This is a genomic window from Streptomyces sp. KL116D (assembly GCF_030766975.1).
Taxonomy (GTDB): domain Bacteria; phylum Actinomycetota; class Actinomycetes; order Streptomycetales; family Streptomycetaceae; genus Streptomyces; species Streptomyces longispororuber_A.
The window spans coordinates 116,570-138,463 of record NZ_JASERH010000087.1; the positions used below are offsets into that span (position 1 = coordinate 116,570).

General features: G+C 71.3%; 10 protein-coding genes and 15 pseudogenes. 10 read left to right on the forward strand and 15 right to left on the reverse strand.

Annotation, left to right across the window (positions count from 1 at the left end; all coding sequences use genetic code 11):
• Positions 1-10: 10 nt before the first annotated feature.
• The 3 genes and pseudogenes from RBJ77_RS35570 to RBJ77_RS35580 form a co-directional block, all read right to left on the reverse strand.
• Complete coding sequence (locus RBJ77_RS35570; protein WP_372348766.1) at positions 11-547, reverse strand: cbb3-type cytochrome c oxidase subunit I; 537 nt, start codon at positions 545-547, stop codon at positions 11-13.
• The gene (locus RBJ77_RS35575) at positions 502-696 is read right to left on the reverse strand and encodes a hypothetical protein (RefSeq protein ID WP_372348767.1); all 195 of its coding nucleotides are present in this window, start codon (positions 694-696) and stop codon (positions 502-504) included. Before RBJ77_RS35575 ends, RBJ77_RS35570 begins: the two co-directional genes overlap by 46 nt.
• A gap of 178 nt (positions 697-874) precedes the next feature.
• Positions 875-1,826 (reverse strand): annotated as a pseudogene (locus RBJ77_RS35580) (cytochrome c oxidase subunit II).
• A 332-nt stretch (positions 1,827-2,158) separates the two neighbouring features.
• Between RBJ77_RS35580 and RBJ77_RS35585 the strand changes: the two are divergent.
• Positions 2,159-3,547 (forward strand): annotated as a pseudogene (locus RBJ77_RS35585) (cysteine desulfurase/sulfurtransferase TusA family protein).
• 82 nt (positions 3,548-3,629) lie between these two features.
• Here the strand turns inward: RBJ77_RS35585 and RBJ77_RS35590 are convergent.
• Positions 3,630-4,605: pseudogene (locus RBJ77_RS35590) on the reverse strand (carbohydrate kinase family protein).
• A gap of 197 nt (positions 4,606-4,802) precedes the next feature.
• Here RBJ77_RS35590 and RBJ77_RS35595 point away from each other — a divergent pair.
• On the forward strand, positions 4,803-4,946 hold the full coding sequence (locus RBJ77_RS35595; RefSeq protein WP_372345984.1) for a hypothetical protein: 144 nt from the start codon (positions 4,803-4,805) through the stop codon (positions 4,944-4,946).
• A gap of 1,215 nt (positions 4,947-6,161) precedes the next feature.
• Here the strand turns inward: RBJ77_RS35595 and RBJ77_RS35600 are convergent.
• Positions 6,162-6,320: a hypothetical protein gene (locus RBJ77_RS35600; protein ID WP_372348768.1), complete on the reverse strand. Its 159-nt coding sequence runs from the start codon at positions 6,318-6,320 to the stop codon at positions 6,162-6,164.
• A gap of 56 nt (positions 6,321-6,376) precedes the next feature.
• On the opposite strand from RBJ77_RS35600, the gene RBJ77_RS35605 reads away from it, so the two are divergent.
• Positions 6,377-6,559, forward strand: a complete 183-nt coding sequence (locus tag RBJ77_RS35605) for a hypothetical protein (protein ID WP_372348769.1) — start codon at positions 6,377-6,379, stop codon at positions 6,557-6,559.
• A 207-nt stretch (positions 6,560-6,766) separates the two neighbouring features.
• Here RBJ77_RS35605 and RBJ77_RS35610 read toward each other — a convergent pair.
• Positions 6,767-7,121, reverse strand: a pseudogene (locus RBJ77_RS35610) (iron-sulfur cluster assembly accessory protein).
• A gap of 284 nt (positions 7,122-7,405) precedes the next feature.
• Between RBJ77_RS35610 and nadA the strand changes: the two are divergent.
• Positions 7,406-8,613 (forward strand): annotated as a pseudogene (gene nadA, locus RBJ77_RS35615) (quinolinate synthase NadA).
• A gap of 192 nt (positions 8,614-8,805) precedes the next feature.
• Here the strand turns inward: nadA and RBJ77_RS35620 are convergent.
• The 7 genes and pseudogenes from RBJ77_RS35620 to RBJ77_RS35650 all read right to left on the reverse strand — a co-directional run.
• Positions 8,806-9,677, reverse strand: a pseudogene (locus tag RBJ77_RS35620) (efflux RND transporter permease subunit).
• A gap of 232 nt (positions 9,678-9,909) precedes the next feature.
• Positions 9,910-11,973: pseudogene (locus tag RBJ77_RS35625) on the reverse strand (efflux RND transporter permease subunit).
• A 77-nt stretch (positions 11,974-12,050) separates the two neighbouring features.
• Positions 12,051-12,748, reverse strand: a pseudogene (locus RBJ77_RS35630) (response regulator).
• A 167-nt stretch (positions 12,749-12,915) separates the two neighbouring features.
• Positions 12,916-13,050, reverse strand: coding sequence for a hypothetical protein (locus RBJ77_RS35635; RefSeq protein ID WP_372348770.1), 135 nt, complete (start codon positions 13,048-13,050; stop codon positions 12,916-12,918).
• Positions 13,051-13,055: 5 nt separating this feature from the next.
• On the reverse strand, positions 13,056-13,784 hold the full coding sequence (locus tag RBJ77_RS35640) for a histidine kinase (protein WP_372348771.1): 729 nt from the start codon (positions 13,782-13,784) through the stop codon (positions 13,056-13,058).
• 274 nt (positions 13,785-14,058) lie between these two features.
• Positions 14,059-14,338, reverse strand: a pseudogene (locus RBJ77_RS35645) (hypothetical protein).
• Between the two features lie 133 nt (positions 14,339-14,471).
• Positions 14,472-15,198, reverse strand: a pseudogene (locus tag RBJ77_RS35650) (PspA/IM30 family protein); the annotation flags it as partial.
• Between the two features lie 265 nt (positions 15,199-15,463).
• Between RBJ77_RS35650 and RBJ77_RS35655 the strand changes: the two are divergent.
• The 5 genes and pseudogenes from RBJ77_RS35655 to RBJ77_RS35675 all read left to right on the forward strand — a co-directional run.
• Positions 15,464-16,063: pseudogene (locus RBJ77_RS35655) on the forward strand (DUF3043 domain-containing protein).
• A 79-nt stretch (positions 16,064-16,142) separates the two neighbouring features.
• Positions 16,143-16,858: pseudogene (locus RBJ77_RS35660) on the forward strand (class I SAM-dependent methyltransferase); the annotation flags it as partial.
• Positions 16,859-17,024: 166 nt separating this feature from the next.
• A pseudogene (locus tag RBJ77_RS35665) lies at positions 17,025-18,051 on the forward strand (S1C family serine protease).
• Between the two features lie 1,261 nt (positions 18,052-19,312).
• Positions 19,313-19,531, forward strand: coding sequence for a hypothetical protein (locus RBJ77_RS35670; RefSeq protein ID WP_372348772.1), 219 nt, complete (start codon positions 19,313-19,315; stop codon positions 19,529-19,531).
• 25 nt (positions 19,532-19,556) lie between these two features.
• Positions 19,557-19,904, forward strand: a pseudogene (locus RBJ77_RS35675) (bifunctional adenosylcobinamide kinase/adenosylcobinamide-phosphate guanylyltransferase); the annotation flags it as partial.
• Between the two features lie 131 nt (positions 19,905-20,035).
• Here the strand turns inward: RBJ77_RS35675 and RBJ77_RS35680 are convergent.
• Both RBJ77_RS35680 and RBJ77_RS35685 read right to left on the reverse strand, forming a co-directional pair.
• On the reverse strand, positions 20,036-20,476 hold the full coding sequence (locus tag RBJ77_RS35680; protein WP_372348773.1) for a methyltransferase domain-containing protein: 441 nt from the start codon (positions 20,474-20,476) through the stop codon (positions 20,036-20,038).
• Positions 20,449-21,108, reverse strand: coding sequence for a hypothetical protein (locus RBJ77_RS35685; protein ID WP_372348774.1), 660 nt, complete (start codon positions 21,106-21,108; stop codon positions 20,449-20,451). Before RBJ77_RS35685 ends, RBJ77_RS35680 begins: the two co-directional genes overlap by 28 nt.
• A 431-nt stretch (positions 21,109-21,539) precedes the next feature.
• Here RBJ77_RS35685 and RBJ77_RS35690 point away from each other — a divergent pair.
• Positions 21,540-21,749: pseudogene (locus RBJ77_RS35690) on the forward strand (nicotinate-nucleotide--dimethylbenzimidazole phosphoribosyltransferase); the annotation flags it as partial.
• Positions 21,750-21,894: the final 145 nt, after the last annotated feature.

Here is a 21,894-nt window from a genome sequence, read left to right on the forward strand (position 1 = left end):
AGAAGACCGATCACCTCGCTGATGATGCCGAAGAAGGGCAGGCGACGATGCGACACCTCGTGGCTGTCCGAAGAACCAGAAGAGGTAAGCTGCTGCATAGCGCATGCGCCGCCGTTCTGCGGCGTCGAAGACACGGGCACGAACCTGCGGTCCGCCTCCAGGGCAGAGCAGCGCGGCCGCGAGGACCGGGAAGGCCAGCAGGACCAGCACCGCCGTGCCGCGGCGCGTTCCACACGAAGATCGGCATGCGGAACATCGTCATGCCGGGAGCGCGCGCATGCAGATGATGGTGGTGAGTGAAGTTGACCGCACCGAGGATCGTGCCGAAGCCGGAGAAGGCCAGACCCATGATCCACATGTCGGCGCCGATGCCCGGCGAGCGGACGGCGTCGGAGAGCGGGCTGTAGGCGAACCAGCCGAAGTCGGCCGCACCCTGCGCGTGCAGGAAGCCGCCGACCGCGATCAGCGAGCCGAACAGGCGCAGCCAGTAGGCGAACATGTTCAGACGCGGGAAGGCGACGTCGGGGGCACCGATCTGGAGCGGCATGATCCAGTTCGTGAAGCCTTCGCGAACGGCGGCGTCGCGAACATCAGCAGCATGATCGTGCCGTGCATCGTGAACGCCTGGCTGAACTGCTCGCTCGACATGATCTGCGTGCCGGGACGGGCCAGTTCGGCGCGCATGAAGAGCGCCATCAGACCGCCGATGCGTGAAGAACGCGAACGACGTGACCAGATACAGCGTGCCGATGGTCTTGTGGTCAGTGGTGGTGAGCCACTTGATCACGGTCGCACCGGGGCGCTTGGCCTACCGGCAGCTCGTTCTCGTACGAGTCGTCAGCCGCGGCGGCACCCTGAGGTTCGTTGAGGATGCTCACAGGTTGTTCGTCTCCCGGTTCTTCTCGTGTTCCGTCTGGGCGATGCCCGACGGGACGTCAAACCGGTCTGCCCCTTCTTGGCGAGGTCCTTGAGGTGCTGCTCGTAGCGCTCAGGAGGGACGACCTTCACGTTGAAGAGCATCCGGGAGTGGTCGACGCCGCACAGCTCGGCGCACTTACCCAGGAAGGTCCCCTCCTTGTTGGGGGTCACCTCGAAGGCGTTGGTGTGGCCCGGGATGACGTCCTGCTTCATCAGGAACGGCACCACCCAGAAGGAGTGGATGACGTCACGCGAAGTGAGAACGAAGCGGACCTTCTCGCCCTTGAGCCAGAGGGTCGGGCCCGGGTTGTTGGTCTGCGGGTTCCGCTCGCGGAGTGCCGACCTCGTAGACGCCGCCGGCGTTCGCCGGAAGTCAGCCTTGAAGCGCTCGGGGATCGCGGAGAGCTCCTGGAGTTCTTCGCGTCACCCTCGACACCCGGCACGTTCTCGACGTAGTTGAAGCCCCAGCTCACTGGTAGCCGACCACGTTGATGGTGTGTGCGGGCTTGTCGTCGAGCTTCAGAAGCTTCGACTCGTCGCGCGCGGTGGCAAGTAGAAGAGGACCGACACGATGATGAGCGGAACCACCGTGTACAGCGCCTCGAGCGGCATGTTGTACCGCGTCTGAGTGGGAACCTCGATCTTGGTGCGGCTGCGCCGGTGGAAGATGATGCTCCACAGGATCAGTCCCCACACCAGCACGCCCGTGGCGAGCGCTGCCGCCCACGAGCCCTGCCAGAGGGAGAGGATCTAGGGGCCTCCTCCGTCACCGGGGTGGGCATACCAAGACGAGGAAGTCCTGTATGTGCAACCGGTAGCGGTTACCAGGATCAGGCCGCAGTCAGCACCTGCGGCGGCTTCCGCCGCATCGGGCGCCGCGACGAGCGGTCGGAGCCGTTGGGACTCACGTAGCGCCTTCCCGAGAGTCTCGCCCGCGCTCTTTGGTTGGCTACGGCCGCCATCTCGCTGGTCGCTCGCCGCCCTGGCACACGGGCAGGGGTTTGGATGTTTATGCGGACCAAACCCTACTGGACGCTATTTGGTCGCGCGGGAGGGTGCCTAACGCGCCGCGGGTCACTCCGAAGGGTGGGATTGGCCTGCTCCGGGGTTTCTGACGGGGGTCGGAGGCGCCACCGGGGTGGGTTTGTCCGTTCGCGAGTGCGGGTTCGCGGGTGGTTGCTCGCGCGGTTCCCGCGCCCTGAGGGCGGCTCCCGACGGTCGAGAGCTTTAGCGTTGCGGGGTGGCTTACTTCGACTCGGCGTCGTCCGCTCCTCCATCCACGTGGCCCGAGCAGGCTCTGCAGGCCTCCCTCGACGAAGGGTGGGCCGATCCCTCACGGCTCTACCGGGAGGGGCGGCGGGCGCCGGCTGCTGCTGGATTCGCCGCCGGGAGGCTGCCGCCGACGCCGCGGGTGCCGGGTGGACGAGCTGGTGTTCACGTCGTCCGGCACGCCGCGGCACACACACGATCGCCGGGGCACTCGCCGGGCGTCGGCGTGTCGGACGGCGCTTGGTGGTATCGGCGGTCGGGCACTCCGCGGTGCTCCGTTCGGCGGCGGCCACGAAGGCGGCGGCGGCTCGGTGACGGAGGTGGCCGTGGACCGGGCGGGCGCCGTGTCCGTGGACGCCTTCCGCGCGGCGCTGCGGGACGACACCGCCCCGCGTGTCGTGCAGTCCGCCAACCACGAGGTGGGGACCGTGCAGCCGGTCGGCGAGGAGGTCGCCGAGGTCCGCCGGGACGCGCCGGGGTGCCGTTGTTCGTGGACGCGGCGCAGTCGCTGGCGTGGGGGCCCGTGGCCGGTGCGTGGTCGCTGCTGGGCGGGAGCGCCCACAAGTGCGGGCGGCGGGCGTCGGGATCCTCGCCGTGCGGAAGGGTGCGGTTCGCGCAAGGGCCCGCCGACGAAGCGGGAGTCGGGGCGGGCCGCCGGGTTCGAGAACATCCGGGCATCGTAGGCCGCGGCCGCGTCGCTGCGGGCGGTGCGGGCCGAGGCGGCCGGGGAGGCGCGGCGCGACTGCGGGAGCTGACGGACCGGATCCGGGCGCCCGTGCCGGAGCTCGTGCCGGACGTGGAGGTGGTCGGCGATCCGCGCGGCGGCTGCCGCACCATGGTGGCGTTCCGTGTCTCTATGTCGATTTCGGGAGAGCGTCCTGCGCGGACTCGACCAGGCCGGTTTTTCCGTTTCAGCCGGATCGTCGTGCACGGGCGGCACGCTGACGCCCAGCCATGTGCTGCGCGCGATGGGCGTGGTGAGCGAGGGGAACGTACGGGTGTCGCCGCCGGAGTGAAGGGCACCGGGGCCGGGGAGGTCGACCGGTTCCTGGAGGTGCTGCCCGGGGTCGTGCGGGACGTGCGGGAGAAGCTGGGCGCGCCCGTGGCGGGCGGCGCCGGGGACGCGGCGGCCACCGCGACCGCGGACGCGCTGGGCCGAGCTGCCCGCAGCCGGTGATCGAGCTGGGGCGGGCGATCGGGCGGGTACGGGCGGGCGGGACGGTCACCGTGCTCGCCGACGACGAGGTCGCAGGTCAGCCGTGGACATCCCCGCCTGGTGCTTCACGCAGGGCACGAGTACGTGGGGGCCGAGGAGCGCTCCGACGGGAGCGCGGTCTATACGGTGCGGCGGGCCCGCTAGGGGCGCGTTCAGCAGCAGACGGCCGCGGTCGCGTCCGCTCGGCACAGGAGCGGACGCGACCGCGGCCTCGTGCCTCGCGCCCTTACAGGCCCAGGTAGGACTCCACCTCGGTGGCGGCGTCGTCGCCGTAGGCCTTGCGAAGCGGTCCATGAACGGGGCGCGGCGCAGCTCGTACTCCTGCGTGCCGAGCGTCTCGATGACCAGCGTGGCGAGCATGCAGCCGACCTGGGCCGCGCGCTCCATGGAGACGCCCCAGGCCAGGCCGGACAGGAAGCCGGCGCGGAACGCGTCGCCGACGCCCGTCGGGTCGACCTTGGCGCTCCTCCTCGGGCAGCCGACCTCGATGGTCTCCTCGCCGGCCTTCTCGATGCGCACGCCGCGCGCGCCGAGTGGTGGTGACGCGGTGGCCGACCTTGCCGAGGATCTCGGCGTCGGTCCAGCCGGTCTTGGACTCTGATGAGGCCCTTCTCGTACTCGTTCGAGAAGAGGAACGTGGCGCCGTCGAGCAGGAGGCGGATCTCCTCGCCGTTCATGCGCGCGATCTGCTGCGAGAAGTCGGCGGCGAACGGGATCGCGCGCGAACGGCACTCCTCCGTGTGACGCATCATCCCCTCGGGGTCGTCCGCGCCGATCAGCACCAGGTCGAGTCCGCCCACGCGGTCCGCGACGGTCTTCAGCTCGATGAGGCGGGCCTCGCTCATGGCACCGGTGTAGAAGGAGCCGATCTGGTTGTGGTCGGCGTCCGTGGTGCAGACGAAGCGGGCCGTGTGCAGGGTCTCGAGATCCGACGGACTCCGTGTCCACACCGTGGCGGTCCAGCCACGCCCGGTACTCGTCGAAGTCGGAGCCGGCGGCGCCCACCAGGACCGGGTTCGTGCCGAGCTGTCCCATGCCGAAGGCGATGTTGGCCCCGACACCGCCCCGGCGTACGTCGAGGTTGTCCACGAGGAAGGAGAGGGAGACCGTGTGCAGCTGGTCCGCGACGAGTTGGTCGGCGAAGCGGCCGGGAAAGTCATCAGGTGGTCGGCGGCGATGGAGCCGGTGACTGCGATTCGCACGGCGTGAGCACGCTTCCTGAAGAGGAGGGGATTGACAGTTCACGCTACCCGGTCGAGGCCCCTGCTCTGAAGTGCGGAAACTACCCGATAGTAGGGCTTTTTCGTGGAGTGTGCCGTGCGTACGGTGCCGTCATGACCTACGACGTGTCTTTCATGACCAAGGACGGCTCGCCGCGCTGCGCGTCGACTGCGCGCGGATGGTTCCGCACTGGGTGCCGCCGCGCGCCCCCTGGGAGACGGAACGGCCGGTGACCGTGGCCGACGCGTCCGGGATCCACGGGGTCGTCGTCCCCGCGTCGTCGGCCCGGCTGATCGACTCCATGGCCGGATTCGGCGACTGACGGAGCGCGGAAGGGAACCGCGCGCTCCCCTGCCGCGTCCCATCGCTGTCCCCGGTGACCGTCCCTCATAAAGGATCCGGGATACGACGCGGCAGGCGAAGGAGCGATGCGGTGAGCACGGAAGAGCAGACGCGGATCGGCACGGCCGACGGCGCACGCCGGCGGTCGCCTCGGCCCTGGCGGCTGTCCTCCTCGCCGGTGGCGGCGGAGCGTACCTCGCGACGAACGCCGCCGGCGCGACCAGGACCGTTCCTCGGGCCCCGGCGGCGACGGCACTCGCCGCTCGCCCTGGACGGTTACGCCGAGGGCGGCAGCCCGGGCACGACGAACGGGACCGCGCCGGGCGAGCTCGGACTCCGAACGGCACCCGCTACCGCGACCGGTGAGCTGCCGGACGACCCGGGCGAGGCGCCCGTCTACCGGGCCGAGGGCGTGGTGACCGCGGCGGAGGTGACCGCTCTCGGGAAGGCGCTCGACGTCGGCGGCGCGCTCCCGGCTGCAGGGCGGCACCTGGAAGCTGCCGGCCAAGTCGACGGGTCGGGGCCGTCGCTGCAGGTGACGCGGAAGGCGGGCACCTGGACGTACGCGCGGTTCGCGCCGTCGGCCGACCACAGTGCGCGAGCCCCACCAAGTGCGCCTCGGTGGGCAGTGCAGCGAGGGCGACGCGGTGAGCGAGGCCGCCGCGAAGAAGGCGGCCGCACCGCTCCTGAAGGCGCTCGGGCAGGACGACGCCGCAGCTCGGTCGCGGGCCGTAGGTCTGGCATGGGCGCCACCCGGCGGTGAACGCTCGACCCGAGCGTGGGCGGCCTGCCGACGTACGCCGGCTGGCTCGACCGGGATCCAGGTCGGTTCCGACGGTCAGGTCACCGGCGGCAGCGCGGGCAGCTGCCGAAGGCGCCGGTGAAGCGGCGACACGCACCCGACGATCGGGGCGAAGGAGCACGCTCGACCGATGAACGGCGCGGCGGCCGGCACGTCCGCGCCGGTCGGCGGGTGTGCAGAGCGCGGTGCCGCTGGACGAGCAGCAGCCGGGTGCATCGCCGTCGCCGCCGCGGCCGCCCGCGTCGTCCACGGTCGCGGTCGAGAAGGCGACCTTCGGGCTCGCCGCCGCGCATTACGTCGAGGGCGAGCAGGCGCTCGTACCGGCGTGGCTGCTCGAGGTGAAGCCCACCGGCGCAGCAGTCCGTGCCACGGTGACGCATCCGGCGGTCGACCCTAGTTCCTGGTGGCGCCCACGAGTTCGTCGCCGAGCGGCGAGCCGCCCACGGCTCCGAGCCCGCGGCCGAGCGCGTCGGCGTCGGGCGACCCGTCCGCACCGGGACGTGCGGGTCGAGGGGTACGGCGCCGACGGAAGACGCTGACGCTGCACTTCACGGGCGGGGTGTGCGCGACGTACTCGGCGTCGGCCGAGGAGAGCGAAGGAGGTGTCCGTGAAGGTCACGGAGACCTCGAAGAAGGGGACCGTCTGCATCGAGCTGGCGAAGTTCTACACGCTGCCGGTGACGCTGGACGCTCCGCTGGGTGAGCGGAAGGTCGTGACGCCGGACGGGGCCGCGGTGCCGTCGCCGAGAAGAACCGGCCCGGTGGGTGGAGAAGTCGCGCCGCGGGGGTGAGCGGTCTGGCTCTCTGCGGGTGCGTGCTGGTCGCGCCGTTCCCCGCGCCCCTGAAGTGGGGTGGAGCGCCGCGCCGCGAGGGTGAGCGGTCTGGTTCTCTCGCGGGTGCGCGGGGCTGCTCGCGCCGCTCCCGCGCCCCTGAAGAACGGGCGACGCGAAGGGCCGGTCCGTCTCCTCGGGAGGTGGACCGGCCCTTCGCCGTGCCGTTTAGCTGAACGAGTCGCCGCAGGCGCAGGAACCCGTCGCGTTCGTTGTCGATCGTGAAGCCCTGCTTCTCGATGGTGTCGACGAAGTCGATGGAGGCGCCGCCCAGGTACGGGGCGGACATGCGGTCGGTGACGACCTTGACGCCGCCGAAGTCCTTCACGACGTCACCGTCGAGCGAGCGCTCGTCGAAGAAGAGCTGGTAGCGCAGGCCGGAGCAGCCGCCGGGCTGAACGGCCACCCGCAGGGCCAGGTCCTCGCGGCCTTCCTGCTCGAGCAGAGCCTTGACCTTGGCCGCGGCGGCGTCGCTCAGGATGATGCCGTCGCTGACGGTGGTGGTCTCGTCCGATACGGACATCTACATCTCTCCCGGGTTGTACGGAGACTGCTTGCCGACCTTTCAACCGGTGCAGAGGCCCGGATCCATTCCGGATCCGCCGTGGGTTTCGCACTCTCCTTTCATGCTCGCACACTCCCTGGCGAACGGGCACGGGGCCTTGGAGAAGGAGGCGAGAGAGGGCGAGAGTGAGCCGGGGCGGATTGCGTCACATCGACGACATCGGCATCGTCAAACTGACGTGAACCACGTACGATAGATAGCGTCATTTCGACGAAAAGTCGTTCTGCATCACAAGAAAGCGGGTGCGTGACGTGACCACGGCCCAGACCCCCGTTGACCTGGATGTCTCTGCCCACGCCGCTGGCGCTGCTGCTGCGTCGGCCAAAGCGAGGCCGACCCGACGAGCGAGCGTGGCGCGTGGACTGCCCGGCAAGACCTGCTCCTCGCCGTCCGACCCGGACCTGGTGGAGCAGCGGGCCCGCGCGGCCAAGGAGAAGCTCGGCGACAAGGTGTTCGTGCTCGGGCACCACTACCAGCGCGACGAGGTCATCCAGTTCGCCGACGTCACCGGCGACTCCTTCAAGCTGGCCTCGCGACGCCGCGGCCCGGCCCGAGGCCGAGTACATCGTGTTCTGCGGCGTCCACTTCATGGCCGAGTCCGCCGACATCCTCACCGGCGACGAGCAGAAGGTCGTCCTGCCGGACCTCGCGGCCGGCTGCTCGATGGCCGACATGGCCACCGCCGAGCAGGTCGCCGAGTGCTGGGACGTGCTGACCGAGGCCGGGATCGCCGAGCAGGTCGTGCCCGTCTCGTACATGAACTCCTCGGCCGACATCAGGCGTTCACCGGCAAGCACGGCGGGACGATCTGTACGTCGTCGAACGCCGAGCGGGCGCTGAACTGGGCCTTCGAGCAGGGCGACAAGGTGCTCTTCCTGCCCGACCAGCACCTGGGCGCAACACCGCGGTGCGCGACCTGGGGATGTCGCTGGAGGACTGCGTCGTCTACAACCCGCACAGCCGAACGGCGGCCTGACCGCCGAGCAGCTGCGGGACGCGAAGATGATCCTGTGGCGCGGGCACTGCTCGGTGCACGGACGCTTCTCGCTGGACTCGGTCAACGACGTGCGGGAGCGGATACCGGGCGTGAACGTGCTGGTGCACCCGGAGTGCAAGCACGAGGTCGTCGCCGCGGCGGACTACGTCGGGTCGACCGAGTACATCATCAAGGCCCTGGAGGCGGCGCCGGCCGGGTCCAGTGGGCCATCGGCACCGAGCTGAACCTGGTGCGGCGGCTCGCGAACCGGTTCGCGCCGGAGGGCGAAAGGAGATCGTCTTCCTCGACAAGACGGTCTGCTTCTGCTCGACGATGAACCGGATCGACCTGCCGCACCTGGTCTGGACGCTGGAGTCCCTCGCCGACGGACGGCTGGTGAACCGGATCGAGGTCGACCGGGAGACCGAGCAGTTCGCGAAGCTGGCCCTGGAGCGGATGCTCGCGCTGCCGTAGCTCCGCCAGGGGCGCGGGGAACTGCGCGACCGGCCACGACGGCGCGGCACCCGGCATCACGGGGCGCCCGGACGGCGAGGAGCCCGGTACGAACGCTGATCGGCGTCCGTGCCGGGCTCCCGGCGTTCAAGGGCCTGTCGGACCCGGCCGGCTCCGACTCCGGGAGTCGGAGGGCGCGGGCACCCCTGGCCTTCACGCTCCCGCTTGGCGGCCCGCTTCTTCGCCCGCTTCTCCTTGCGGATCTCCAGCATCGCGTAGAGCGTCGGGACCAGGAGGAGCGTCAGCAGCGTCGACGCTGATCAGACCGCCGATCACGACCACCGCGAGCGGCTGTGCGATGAAGCCGCCCTCGCCGGTGACGCCGAGCGCCATCGGGAGCAGGGCGAAGATCGTCGCCAGGGCCGTCATCAGGATCGGGCGCAGCCGGTGCCGGCCGCCTCGACCACGGCCTCGACGACGCCGAGACCCTGCTTGCGGTACTGGTTGATCAGGTCGATCAGGACGATCGCGTTCGTCACGACGATGCCGATGAGCATCAGCATGCCGATCATCGCCGGGACGCCCATCGGGGTGTCCGTCGCGACCAGCAGGCCGATCGCGCCGGTCGCCGCGAACGGGATGGAGACCAGCAGGATCAGCGGCTGGGCCAGCGAGCGGAACGTCGCGACGAGCAGCATGAAGACGATCGCGATCGCCGCGAGCATCGCCAGGCCCAGGTTCTTGAACGCGTCGTCCTGGTCGGAAGTGACACCGCCGATGGTTGCCGTGGCGCCCTTCGGCAGCTTCAGGTCGTCGATCTTCGACTGGAGGTCGGCGCTGACCGCGCCCGTGTTGTCGCCGGTCGGCTTGGCCGTGATGGTGGCGGCGCGGGCGCCGTCGATCCGGGTCATCGAGACCGGGCCGTCGACCAGCTGCACCGTGGCGATGTCGCCGAGGGTGAGGCCGCGCGGGCCCATCGGCAGCTTCTTCAGCTCATCCGTCGTCGTGGCCGGCTTCGCCGACTTCACCACGATGTCGCGCTCGGTGTCGTCGAGGATCGCCTTGCCGCTGGTGGTGCCGCGCACGCGCCTGGGCGACGGCGGCGCCGAGCTTCGTAGTCGTCGAAACCGGCGGCCGCGGCCTTGGAGTTGGCCCTGACCGAGATCCTGCGGGACCGACTGCGACAGGTCGCTGGCTGACGTCCGTGACGTCGTCGAGCTTCGCGACCGCGTCGCGCACCTGCTCCGACGCCTTGTCCAGGACGTCGCCGTCGGCGGCCTTCACGACCACGCGCTGAGGTCCTGGCTGCCGAAGCCGTCACCGGCCGCGATCGTCGTCGTACCGATCCCGGACAGCTTGCCGAGCTCGCGCTCGATGCGGTCCTGCGTCCTCGTACGACGCCTTGTCCTTCAGCGTCACCTGGTACGAGGCCTGGTTCGAGTCGGTGCCGCCGCCGAAGGCCGCCATGAAGCCGGACGAGCCGACGGTGACCTGGTAGTCCTTGATCTCGTCGATGCCCTGGAGCACCTTCTCGACCTTCCGGGCGGCCTCGTCCGACGCGGCGAGGCTGGTGCCGGGCTTCAACTCCTGCTTGATGGACAGGACTTCCTGCTCGCCCTGGTCGAAGAAGTTGGTCTTCAGGAGCGGCGCCATGCCGAACGTGCCGACGAGGACCACGACCGCGATCATGAGGCTGGTGAAGCGGCGGCGCGTCGCGAAGCGCAGCACCGGGACGTAGATCCGCTGCAGCCAGGAGCGGGCCTCCTTCTCCTCGGCCTTGCGGCGGGCCTCCTCCGGGTCGACGCCCTGGATCGCCTTGGGCGGGCGCAGGAACCAGTACGAGAGGACCGGCACGACGGTCAGCGAGACGAGCAGGGACGCGAGGAGCGCCGCCGTCACGGTGATCGAGAACGAGCCGAACAGCTCGCCGACCATGCCGCCGACCAGGCCGATGGGGAGGAAGACCGCCACCGTCGTCAGGGTCGAGGACGTGACGGCGCCGGCCACCTCGCGGACCGCCTTGAGGATCGCCTCCTGGCGCTCCTCGCCGTAGCCGAGGTGACGCTTGATGTTCTCCAGGACGACGATCGAGTCGTCGACGACGCGGCCGATCGCGATGGTCAGCGCGCCGAGCGTCAGCATGTTCAGGAGAGGTCGCGGGTCCACAGCACGATCAGCGCGAGGACCACGGACAGCGGGATGGAGACCGCCGTGACGAGCGTCGATCGGATCGACGCGAGGAAGACCAGGATCACCAGGACCGCGAAGAGCAGGCCGAGCGCGCCCTCCGTGGTGAGGCCCGAGATGGACTTCGCGACGGCCGGGCCCTGGTCGCTGACGACGGTCAGCTTCGCGCGCGGAGCCGAGGTCCTGGCGGAGGTCGGGCAGCTTGTCCTCGACCGCGTCCGAGATGGAGACCGCGGAGCCGTCGTGGTCCATGGTGACCATGACCGCGAGGCTGGGGCGGCCGTCGGTGCGGGTGAGCGAGTCGGCCTTGACGGCTGCTGCTTCACCGTGGCGATGTCGTCGAGGCGTACGGGCTTCTTGACGCCCTCCCCGGTGATCATCAGGTTCTCGATCTGCCGCAGCGAGGTGAAGCCGCCGCCGACCTGGACCGTGCGGTTCTTGCCGTCCTCGTCGAAGGAGCCCGCGGGCAGCGTGGCGCCGCCCGCCTGCAGGACTGGCTCAGCGCCGGCACGCCGACGCCGCCGCGGCCATCTTCCGGTCGTCGGGCGTGACGTCGACCTGAGGTCGCGGACGCCGTCGACGGTGACCTGGCCGACGCCGTCGATGTCCTTGAGGGACGGCACGACGGTCTTGTCGAGCTGGTCGGCGAGGGCCTGCTGGTCCTTGTCGGAGGTGACAGCGAGCACGACGGTGGGGATAGTCGTCGGTCGACCCGGCGATGACCTGCGGGTCGACGTCGTCGGGGAGCTGGGCCCTGGCCCGGTTGACGGCCTGCTGGACGTCGGCGACGAGCTGCTTGAGTCGCTGCCGTTGCCGTGGTCGAACTGGGCGAGGAGCACGGCGTTGCCCTCTGCTCGCCGTGGACGTGATGCCGGTGATCCCGTCGACCGCGTCGATGGAGTTCTCCAGCGGCTCCACGACCTGCTTCTCGACCACAGTCCGGGGACGCCCCTGGTACGGGGCGAGGACGGAGACCATGGGCAGTTCGATGGTGGGCAGCAGCTGCTGCTTGAGCTGGGGGATCGCGATGGCGCCGAAGGCGATCGCGATGATCGACATCAGCCCGATCAGGGCGCGCTGGGCGAGGCTGAATCTCGACAGCCAGGACATGAAGTGGGTCTCCGTGGACGTGAGCGGGGGGACGACGGCCCCTGTCACGGACATGCACAAGGGCCCGCGTACACCCTCAGCCATGAGGATGGCCGGATTCGTCGCCCCAGGTCCCGTTCTCGGGCGGCGCGTACTGCGGGCGGAGTACGCGCCGGGCGGCCTCACTCCACCCTTGGGCGGACCAGACCCGATTCGTACGCGATGACGACGAGTTGGGCACGGTCGCGGGCGCCGAGCTTGGCCATGGCGCGGTTCACGTGCGTCTTCACGGTGAGCGGGCTGACCTCCAGGCGCTCGGCGATCTCGTCGTTCGACAGACCGCCCGCGACCTGGACGAGCACCTCGCGCTCCCGGCCGGTGAGCGCGCCGAGCCGCTCGGCGTGGCTGCCGGCCGCCGCGGCCCCCTCCTCGTAACCCTCGCCCTGCGCAAGGAACTTGGCGATCAGCCCCTTGGTCGCGGCGGGCGACAGCAGCGCCTCACCGGCGGCCGCGATGCGCACCGCGCCGAGCAGTTCGTCGGGCTCGGCGCCCTGCCGAGGAAGCCGGAGGCGCCCGCGCGCAGCGACTGCACCACGTACTCGTCGACCCGAACGTCGTCAGCATCACCACGCGCACATGGGCGAGTTCGGGGTCGGCGCTGATCTCCCGGGTGGCGGCGAGACCGTCGGTGCCGGGCATCCGGATGTCCATGAGGACGACGTCGGGCCGCTCGGTGCGGGCGAGCCGGACGGCCTCCGCGCCGTCCGAGGCCTCCCCACCACTTCCATGTCGGGTTCGGAGTCGACGAGCACGCGGAAGGCGCTGCGCAGCAGGGCCTGGTCGTCGGCATCAACAGGACCCTGATCGTGCCGCTCGTCATGGCGTGGCATCCCCGAAGTGGTGGTGCGGGCGTTGACCGGAAGGATCGCATGGACGCGGAAACCGCCGCCGTAGCGCGGTCCCGCGGTGAGGGCGCCGCCGAGCGCGGTGACGCGCTCGCGCATGCCGAGCAGGCCGTGTCCGCCGTTGCTGTCGGCGGCGTCGGGGTCAGTCGCTGCCGTCGGTGTCGGCGGGCGGGGCGGTGGTCCCGGGGCCGTTGTCGAGGACCGAGACCTCTACGTTCGGTCCCACGCGCACCACGCTGACCTCGGCCTTCGCTTCCGGACCCGCGTGCTTCTGCACGCTCGTCAGCGCTCCTGCACGACGCGGAACGCGGCGAGGTCGACGGCGGCGGGCAGGGCGGGGGCGCCTCGGCGCAGGGCCACCTCGACCGGGAGGCCCGCGTGCCGTGAAGGTGTCGACGAGGTCGTCGAGGCGGTCCAGGCCGGGGGCCGGCTCGGTGGGCGCCTCCGGGTCGCCGGTCTGCCGCAACAGGCCGACGGTCGCCCGAGTTCGTTGAGCGCGGAGCGGCTGGCCTCGCGAACGTGCGAGAGGGCCTCCTTGGCCTGGTCGGGCCGCTTGTCCATGATCGTGGGCGGCGACCCCGGCCTGCACGCTGACCAGGGCGATGTGTGCGCGACGACGTCGTGCAGATCGCGGGCGATCCGCAGCCGCTCCTCGGCGACGCGCCGCCTGGCCTCTCCTCGCGGGTGCGCTCGGCCCGCTCGGCGCGCTCCCGGATGGCGTCGACGAAGGCATCGGCGGGAGCGCACGGCGTCGCCAGCCGCCGCGGCCATGCCGGTCCACGCGAAGATCCCGAGGTTCTCCTGGGAGTACCAGGGCAGCGGGCCGACGAACATGGCGACACCGGTCAGCACCGCCATCGAGCCCAGGCCCACGCGCCAGGTGGTGGGCCGGTCCGTGGTGGCGGCGACCGTGTAGAGCGCGACGACCGCGGACATCACGACGGGGGCGCGGGGTTCGCCGGTGACCAGTTCGACGAGGGAGACGGTGGAGGTCGCGGCGAGCACGGGCATCGGGGCGATGCGCCGAAGACAGGGCCGCGGCGCCCAGCACCATCAGGAAGAGGCTGAGGACGTCCGGGGTGCGGGCGCCCCAGTGCGTACGTGCCCTCGGGGCTGTGCGGGTCGACGAAGGAACCGGCGACCATGCAGACGAGGACGGCCGCGGCGAGGATGGCGTCCAGGGCCAGGGGATGCGTCCTGGCCCACCGTACGAGGGGGGTCACCGGGGTCACGGTAGCCGCCCCCTTCATCTGTGCGGCACCGCGGGCTCGGTGCGAGGCGAGGGTCAGCCGGGGATCAGGCCGTCGTCGCTGAGCATGTCGCGGACCTCCTCCAGCGTCGCGTCGGACGCCGGGAGGATCAGCTCGAGAGGGCTCCAGGGCGTCGTCGGGAGTGGCTCGCCCAGGCGGCGAACGGCACTCGAGGAGCTGGGTGAGGGTCCGGCGGAAGCCCGGCCGTCCTTCTCCATCTCCGCGTGAGTTCAGTCGTACCCAGCTAAAGTTGAGTTCGGCGAAGTGGTACGTCGGGTCTACTTCTCTGGCTCCCCATGAGTCCGTACGAGTCACGCACGGCCTCTCATGCTGCTATCTGCTGTACCAAGCGAGGGTGTCTCTGCGGCATGCTGCAGCCTGCTGGCTGTCCCGCACCGCCTCAGATCGCTGCTGGGAGGCGGACGTGCTCAGCCTGCCAGCATCGGCACTTCATGCGCTGCAGTTCAGCTCTGCCATCTGTATGCTCACCGCACAGCCGTGATCCAGCATCGGACTGGATGTCAAAGTCCTTGGCCAGGCCCGACGAGGTCGAATCGAGCAGCGCCCGAGGCGGGCTGGTCGTCGATGGCGCCGGCCCGCGCCTAGCAGCTGGGCGGTCTTGTCTCGGCCCGCTGGATCGCCATGCATGTAGCGTCGCCATCTCTCGGAGATGCCGGAGAACGCCTCAGCCGATCCGGGTCTGCGCCTGGGCACGCGGTGATAATGGGTGGCACGTCGATGGTCTCCTTCTTCTAGATACGGAGAGGCAGTCGACCTCGGCTCTGCAATAGCTCGCTGCGCTGCATGCAGGGTGGGCTCTCACTCCATCGCTCCCTGCAGCGTCTGGTGCTGCGTCTCCAGTCCGTGACCTGCTGCTGGAGTGCGGCGCGACGGCTCGTCAGCGCCTCACGTGCCAGGTCCTCACGGCCGAGCGCGAGCGCCTTGCAGGCCCTGGTCCTCCAGCGTGAGGACTGCGACTGGAGCTGGTCTCAGCTGCAGCTCGAGGCGCTTGCGGGAGGTCGCCACGTCGGCGACGCCGCGACGCACTTCTGCAGCAGCTCCAGCTGCTTCTGGTACGAGTAATCGAGGGTCTCGCGCGGGTCCTCGGCCCGGTCAAGGGCCTTGTTCGCCTTCGCGCGGAAGATCATCCCCATACGCTTCATGACACCGCTCATGGGCTTCGCGCGCCCCCTTCTGACAGATCCAGCCGACGGTCAAGGCCCCGGCACTGCGACACAACCCACAGTACGGGTCCTGCATCTATTACCGCACTGTTCAGGTGCGGATGCGCTCATCACGGACGACTGCGTCCCGACCCGCTCCGGCGTAAGGAGTAGGTGGCCCCGTCTCCCCTCTCAGGTCAGGGACGCAGGGTGTTGCCGGATCGTTCCCCACGGGCCTGTGGTCCATGCATCGATCCACCACGTACCCTTGGGCTTTGTGTTCCGTAGCCGATCCAAGGACGACAGCGGCACCGGCCGCCAAGCGCCTCGGTAGCCGAGTCCACGCAGCCCCGAGACCGCAGGCGCCCACGGGCCGCCCCACGCCGAAGCGCTAGCGAGGCCCAGACGCAGCGCCGCAGCGTGGCCAACACCCGAGATGACGCCGAAGGAGGCCCGGTCCCGCCAGCGCGAGGAGCGCCGCACCGCGATGGAGCGCCAGCGCTCCGCTCTCGCGAGCGGTGACGAGCGCTACCTGCCCGCCCGTCACAAGGGCCCGGTGCGCAAGTACGCGCGTGACTTCGTCGACTCGCGCTTCTGCATCGCCGAGTACTTCCTGCCGATGGCGGTGATCATCCTCGTCCTGAGCATGGTCCGCGTCGGCTCGCTGCAGAACATCGCGCTTCTGCTCTGGCTCTTCGTGATCGTCGCGATCGTGATCGACTCGGCTCTCACCGGCTTCCGTCTGAAGAAGAAGCTGGCGGAGAAGTTCCGAACGAGCGCCGCAGGGCGCCGTCGCGTACGCGCTGATGCGCACGCTCCAGATGAAGCGCCTCCGTCCGCCCAAGCCCTGCAGGTCAAGCGCGGGGAGCGGCCCTGAGCACGGAAGCCTTCGCCGGCGACGCGGTGGGCTCCTGGCTGGAGAAGCTGGGGGCCTGCGCAATGTCGTACGGCAGGAACTGGTGGCCCGGCAGCTCGACGAGCAGATAGCCGGGCGGTTCCCCTGTCGGGCAGCGGCTGCGGGTGCTCGACGTCGGGATGGGCCAGGGCACGCAGGCGCTGCGTGGCTGGCCCGCGCCGGGCACAAGCGTGACCGGCGTCGAGCAGGATCCGAGATGGTCGCCGCGGCCGGGCGCTGCGCTCGCCGCGGAGCCGGAGGGCGTGCGGGAGCGCGTCCGGATCGTGCAGGGCAGCGGCATGGAGACCGGCGTCCACTTCCTGCCGGGCAGTTTCGACGTCGTGCTCTGTCACGGCGCGTCCTCATGGCCGTCGAGGATCCCGACGCGCTGCTCGCCGGGCTGGCGCGGATGCTGGCCCCGGGCGGGCTGCTCGCGCTGCTCGTGCGCAACGCCGACGCGCTGGCGATGCGGCCGGGGCTCGGCGGCGACTGGGTCACCGCGCTCGGCGCGTTCGACTCATCGAAGTACCACCGACCGGCTCGGCTCGACGTACGGGCCGACCGGCTTGACACCCTGACGGCGACGCTCGCCGGCATCGGGGCCCCGCTGCACGCCTGGTACGGGGTGCGGGTCTTCACCGACCAGCGCGGCCGACGGTGCGGCGACTTCCCGAGCGCGGTGAGCTGCAGACGCTGCTCGCGGCGGAGGAGCGGGCGGGGCGCAGCGATCCGTACCGACGGGTGGCCGCGCTGTTGCACCTGTGCGGCGTGCGGGGCTCGAGCACGGCCGCGGTCGACCGCGGGCGGGCCTCGCCGGGGTCCGGCCCGGGTCCGCTGTTCGGCGGATCGGCGCGGGCGGGGGCGGCGGACGGCGTGACAATCCGGGCATGGATGCCCTTCGCGTACTCGGGCCCGTTCGCGTCCGCTGCGGGTCGCACTCCCCCTGACCGCCACCGTCTGCTCGGTGGCGCTGGTCGGCGGCTGCTCGGACTCCGGCTCCGGGGGCTCGTCGTCCTCGGACTCCACGACGCAGGCCGCCGCCGCTTCCGTGAACGATCTGCAGAGCGATTACCAGAAGGTGATCAGGGACGTGCTGCCGTCCGTCGTCCAGATCCAGGCCTCGTCCGGCCTCGGCTCGGGTGTCGTCTACGACGACGAGGGCCACATCGTGACGAACGCCCATGTGGTGGGCGACGAGAGAGACGTTCAAGGTGACGACGTCGACGAACGAGACTCCGCTGATCGGCGAAGCTCGTGTACGCGTATCCGGCCCAGGACCTCGCCGTGATCAAGCTGGAGAAGGTGCCGGACGGGCTGCGGGCGGCGGAGTTCGCGGACTCGTCGAAGGTCGAGGTCGGGCAGATCACGCTGGCGATGGGGTCGCCGCTCGGCTCCGTCGTCGAGCGTCACGCAGGGCATCGTGTCGGCGACCGGGCGGACCGTGAGCGAGGGGCGTTCCGGTGGGGGCACCGGTGCCACGATCGCCAACATGGTGCAGACGTCCGCGGCGATCAATCCCGGCAACAGCGGGGGCGCCCTGGTGAACCTGGACAGTCAGGTGATCGGCATTCCGACGCTGGCGGCGACCGATCCCGAGCTGCGTGACAGCGCGGCGCCGGGCATCGGGTTCGCGATCCCGTCCTCCACCGTCACGAAGATCGCCGACCAGATCGTCGAGGACGGCAGGGTGTCGGACTCCGGGCGGGCGGCGCTCGGCATCACCGGGCGGGTCGCGGTCGACGGTGACCTGGAGCCGGCCGTGTCGATCGTGTCCGTGACGGACGCGCGCGGCGGAGAAGCGGGGCTGCGGGCGGGTGACGTGATCACCCGGTTCGGCGACGCGGCGGTCACGACGATGACGTCGTTGCAGGTTGCGCTGGCCGCTGAGGAGCCTGGGCAGAAGGTTCGGGTGACGTATACCCGGGCGGGGCGAAGCGACGAGGTCGAGTGTGACGCTCGGCGAGATGTGAGTGACCGGGTCTCTTTGCTGCGCGGCACCGGGGTTGCGGCGAGGCCGGCCTGGCCGGGGCCACCGGATTCCTGCTGCGCGGCACCGCTGCCGTGAGGTCGACCGGGGTCGGGCCCTCACTGACATGGATGCGCCGCACCGGGGGCCGCTCGCACATCCCTGCCGCCCCAGGCGGCAGATTGCCCAAGGCGCGGTGGGGTGGGCCTAAGCCCGCGGCCAGCGGGAGTAGCCTCGAGCCTTCGCCCGACGGAGTGGGGTGGGCCTGAACCTGCGGCCAGCGGGAGTAGCCTCGAGCCTTCGGCCGCCGACGGGCGGTCCGAAGCCCCAGCCAGCGGGGCGCCGAAGCTCGCGGCCAGCGGATGCGATCCGAACCCCGCAGTCGGCGGGGCGGTCCGAAGCGACGTCGGGGTTGAGGGACGGAGTCCCCTCAACCTTGGTGGGTGGGTGGGAGTGCGGGGAGGAGAAGCGGGCCGGTTTAAGCGGATGCGTCTTCCGCATGGAGGCTCATCGGGCCGTAGATGACCGTGCTGTCCTCGGAGAGGGTGACCTGGTCGGCGCCGCCCTCCGCCAGTTCCTTCCAGTACCGCCGATCCAGGACTCGGCGTCTGCGTCGTGAACTCCTCCGGCCGCACCTGCCGGAGACACCTCCGTGCCAAGCGACTTCTCGAACCGCCACACGTCCACGCCGCCATGTCAGCCTCCAGAGGCTCGCTGTCCCTGGAAGCCTAGCCGGGCGCGCGGCGCCGCAGCCGCGCGGGAGGATCTTCCTGTGGAACTGACCCGTCGCTCGGCACCGGTGCGACGGACTGCCCGCTCTCGGCACCGCCCGTGCGCGGCCTGCGCGACCGCGCTCGGCGGCCGCCCGCGCCGCGACGGCCCGCTGATCGACGGCACGCCGCTGCTCGATCTGACGCCGGGCGCCGCTTCGCCGCGGCCCGCGCGGGCCACAGCGCTGGGCGAGCGTACGGCAGGTGCTGCTCTCGCACCCGCACGACGGCCCGCGGCTCGAGGCGTCCCGGCGGGCCGCCGCAGCCGGGCCGGGTGCCGGACGGCCGGGAGCTCGCGCTGATGAGCGGGCACCGGGTGCGGGCGCTCGCCCTGGACGCGCCGGGCACCGGGCACGAGGTGGTGGGGCCGGACGGCCAGCGGTTGCTGCGACCTGCCGCCGCCGCGCCCGCCGGTCTGGAGGAGACGCGCAAGCCGTACGAGATGGTCGTCGCCGACGTGGTCGGGCGGCCGACGCGCTGGCCCGGCTGCGGTCCGTGGGCGCGGTCGGGCCGACCACCGACGTCCTCGCCGTGCACCTGGACCACGACGCGCCGCCGGGCCCCGAGCCGATCGCGCGGCGGCTCGCCGCGGCGGGCGCGCGGGCCGTGCCGGACGGGACGACGCTGGACGTCGGCGTGGCCGAGGACGTGCCCGACGCGCCGCGCCGCACGCTGGTCACCGGCGCCCGCTCGGGGAAGTCGGTCGAGGCGTGAGCGGCGCCTGAGGCGTCTCCCCGACGTGCCGGTACGTGGCGACGGGCGGCACGCGCGGGGCGGTGACACGGAGTGGGCGCAGCGGGTCGCCACGCACCGGGAGCGGCGGCCGCCGTGGCGGACCGCCGAGACCTCCAGCGATCTCGTCCCGCCCACTGACCGACGCGGAGGATCACCGCTGCCGCCGCTCGTGGACTGTCTGTCACTGTCAGGCTGACGCACGCCATAGTGGACGAGGTCGGGGCCTGGGACGACGCGGAGTGGCCGGGCGGGGAGCGGGCGCTGCGGGAGAAGGTGGCCGCGCTACGTCGACGCCGTGCGCCGCACCCGGCGTACGGTCGTGGCCGTCCCGAACGAGGTCGGCTCGGGGATCGTGCCCGCGACCGCGTCCGGGCAGCGCTACCGCGACGAACTGGGGCGGCTGAACGCGGCGCCGCCGCGATGCGCGAGCACGTGCTGCTGGTCGCGCCGGCCAGGCGCTGGCGCTGCGCGGCTGACGGGGGCTCAGCCGGCGTCGGGGTTGCGGCGCGCGATGACGCGTAGGCGTTGGCGAAGCCGGTCGCGGCTTGCCAGGGGGGCCAGCAGCCGGTCGGCGGAGCGGGCGGCGAGGAGGGCGGGCGCCGAGGCGTGCGTCAGGGTCCGGCGCAGTCTGCGCTGGGCGTCGCTGGGGGTCTTGGTGCGCCACGGGCTGTCGGCGGCGGGCAGGCAGTGGCCGAGGAACAGGGCGCAGGCCGCCGTCAGGTCGAGCGGGACGTGCGGGGTGCGACGGTCGACGGCGACGACCGTGTAGCCGAGGGCGGCGAGTTCGGCGCAAAGGTTGTCCTGCGGGATGAAGTGCAGGTGCTGCGGCTGGAAGTAGGAGACCCACCACTTGCCGAGGAGCGCGGCGTAGCGGCTCTCGGGGTCGGGGACCTCGATCAGCAGGTGGCCGCCGGGGCGCAGCACGCGGTGGGCCGCCTTGAGTTCCTCGCGCGGGTCGAGGGAGTGCTCCAGGTAGCGGGAACATGCTCATCGCGTCGTAGCGGCCCGCGAGCCGGGGCGCGAGTTCGTGAGTGAAGCCGCGGTGGGCCTCCTCGATGCGGCCTGGCGGCGGCCCTCCTCGACGCCGTCACCGATGTCGAGGCCGTCGAACGCCGTGTACGGCAGGGCACCTCCTTGGCGGCGGCCGGGAAGCGGGCGTGGCCGGTGCCGACGTCGAGCCAGGCCTCCGGCTCCAGGAAGTGGGCGAGGGCGTGGGTGGCGGCCCGGTGACGCCTGGTGGAGGTCTGCGCGCCGAAGATCCGCTCGGCCTGGTCGGCGCCGAGGCCGTCGTAGAAGTCGCGGTAGTAGAAGTTGAGGCCCTCGGGGGTCAGGCGGGGGTTCTGGAACGAGTGGGCGCAGCTGCGGCACTGGTCGATCGTGAAGGTGCCGGGCTTGTGCTGGAGGAGGTCGGTGGTGCGCAGTCGCGTGCCCAGCTTCGTGGAGCCGCACCAGGGGCAGTCGGGTCGGCGGGGCTCGTGGATGCCTTCGGTGCCCCGGGCGAGTTCGGTGAGGTAGGCGGGGCGGCGCTCGGCCACGGCCTGGGCTGAGGGGGACATGGGTGACTCGGCTCCTGGTGCTGGGACGGGCTTCGGGAGGACTGGGAGGGTTGGGACGGCTTCGGGAGGACTGGAGAGCTGGGGGATCGGTGAGACCGGAGGGACATCGCGGTACGACAATCCGATATGAACCGGAACGTAGGGGATCGACGCCCATGCAATGACGCTGTGGAGCCAGTGCATCGCATGGCGTAACCGGCCGCTGGAAGCCCGCCCCGCCGACCGCCGTCGCGGCCGGTACTGTTCGGCGAATGAGCTCGCTGAATCTCTGACGACTTCACCGATCTGATCGAGCGTCCCGACGGCGGGACCCGCCGCGACGCCGAGGAGCGCAGGGCCCGGTTCGCCGTTCCGCCCGGCGCGCTCGGCCGCGCCTCGACGAACTGGGCGAGTGGCTCACGGCCGCCCAGGGCGCCGTGCCCGTACGGCCCGTGACGCAGCCGCGCGTGATCCTCTTCGCCGGCGACCACGGCGTCGCCGAGCTCGGTGTGTCGGGCCGGCCCGCCGGGACCGCGGCCGATCTGGTCCGCGAGGCCGTCGAGGGCGCGAGCGCCGGCGCGGTGCTCGCGCGGCGGCTGGGCGTCGAGGTGCGGGTCGTCGACGTGTCGCTGGACTGCGAGCCGGAGGAGCTGCCGAAGGCCGTGGTGAGCCATCGGGTGCGGCGCGGCTCGGGGCGCCTCGGCACCGAGGACGCGCTCACCTGGAGGAGGCCGAGGCGGCGCGTTCCGGGCGGGCATGGCGATCGCCGACGAGGAGGCCGACTCGCGGCACGGACCTGGTGGTGCT

What these genes read in the sequence shown, in the direction of transcription:
- RBJ77_RS35595 (WP_372345984.1), top strand. Translation starts at nt 4,803, where the DNA reads ATGGTTCCGCACTGGGTGCCGCCGCGCGCCCCCTGGGAGACGGAACGG.
- RBJ77_RS35640 (WP_372348771.1), bottom strand. Translation starts at nt 13,784, where the DNA reads ATGCCCGTGCTCGCCGCGACCTCCACCGTCTCCCTCGTCGAACTGGTC.
- RBJ77_RS35685 (WP_372348774.1), bottom strand. Translation starts at nt 21,108, where the DNA reads ATGTCCCCCTCAGCCCAGGCCGTGGCCGAGCGCCGCCCCGCCTACCTC.
- RBJ77_RS35570 (WP_372348766.1), bottom strand. Translation starts at nt 547, where the DNA reads ATGCCGCTCCAGATCGGTGCCCCCGACGTCGCCTTCCCGCGTCTGAAC.
- RBJ77_RS35575 (WP_372348767.1), bottom strand. Translation starts at nt 696, where the DNA reads ATGGCGCTCTTCATGCGCGCCGAACTGGCCCGTCCCGGCACGCAGATC.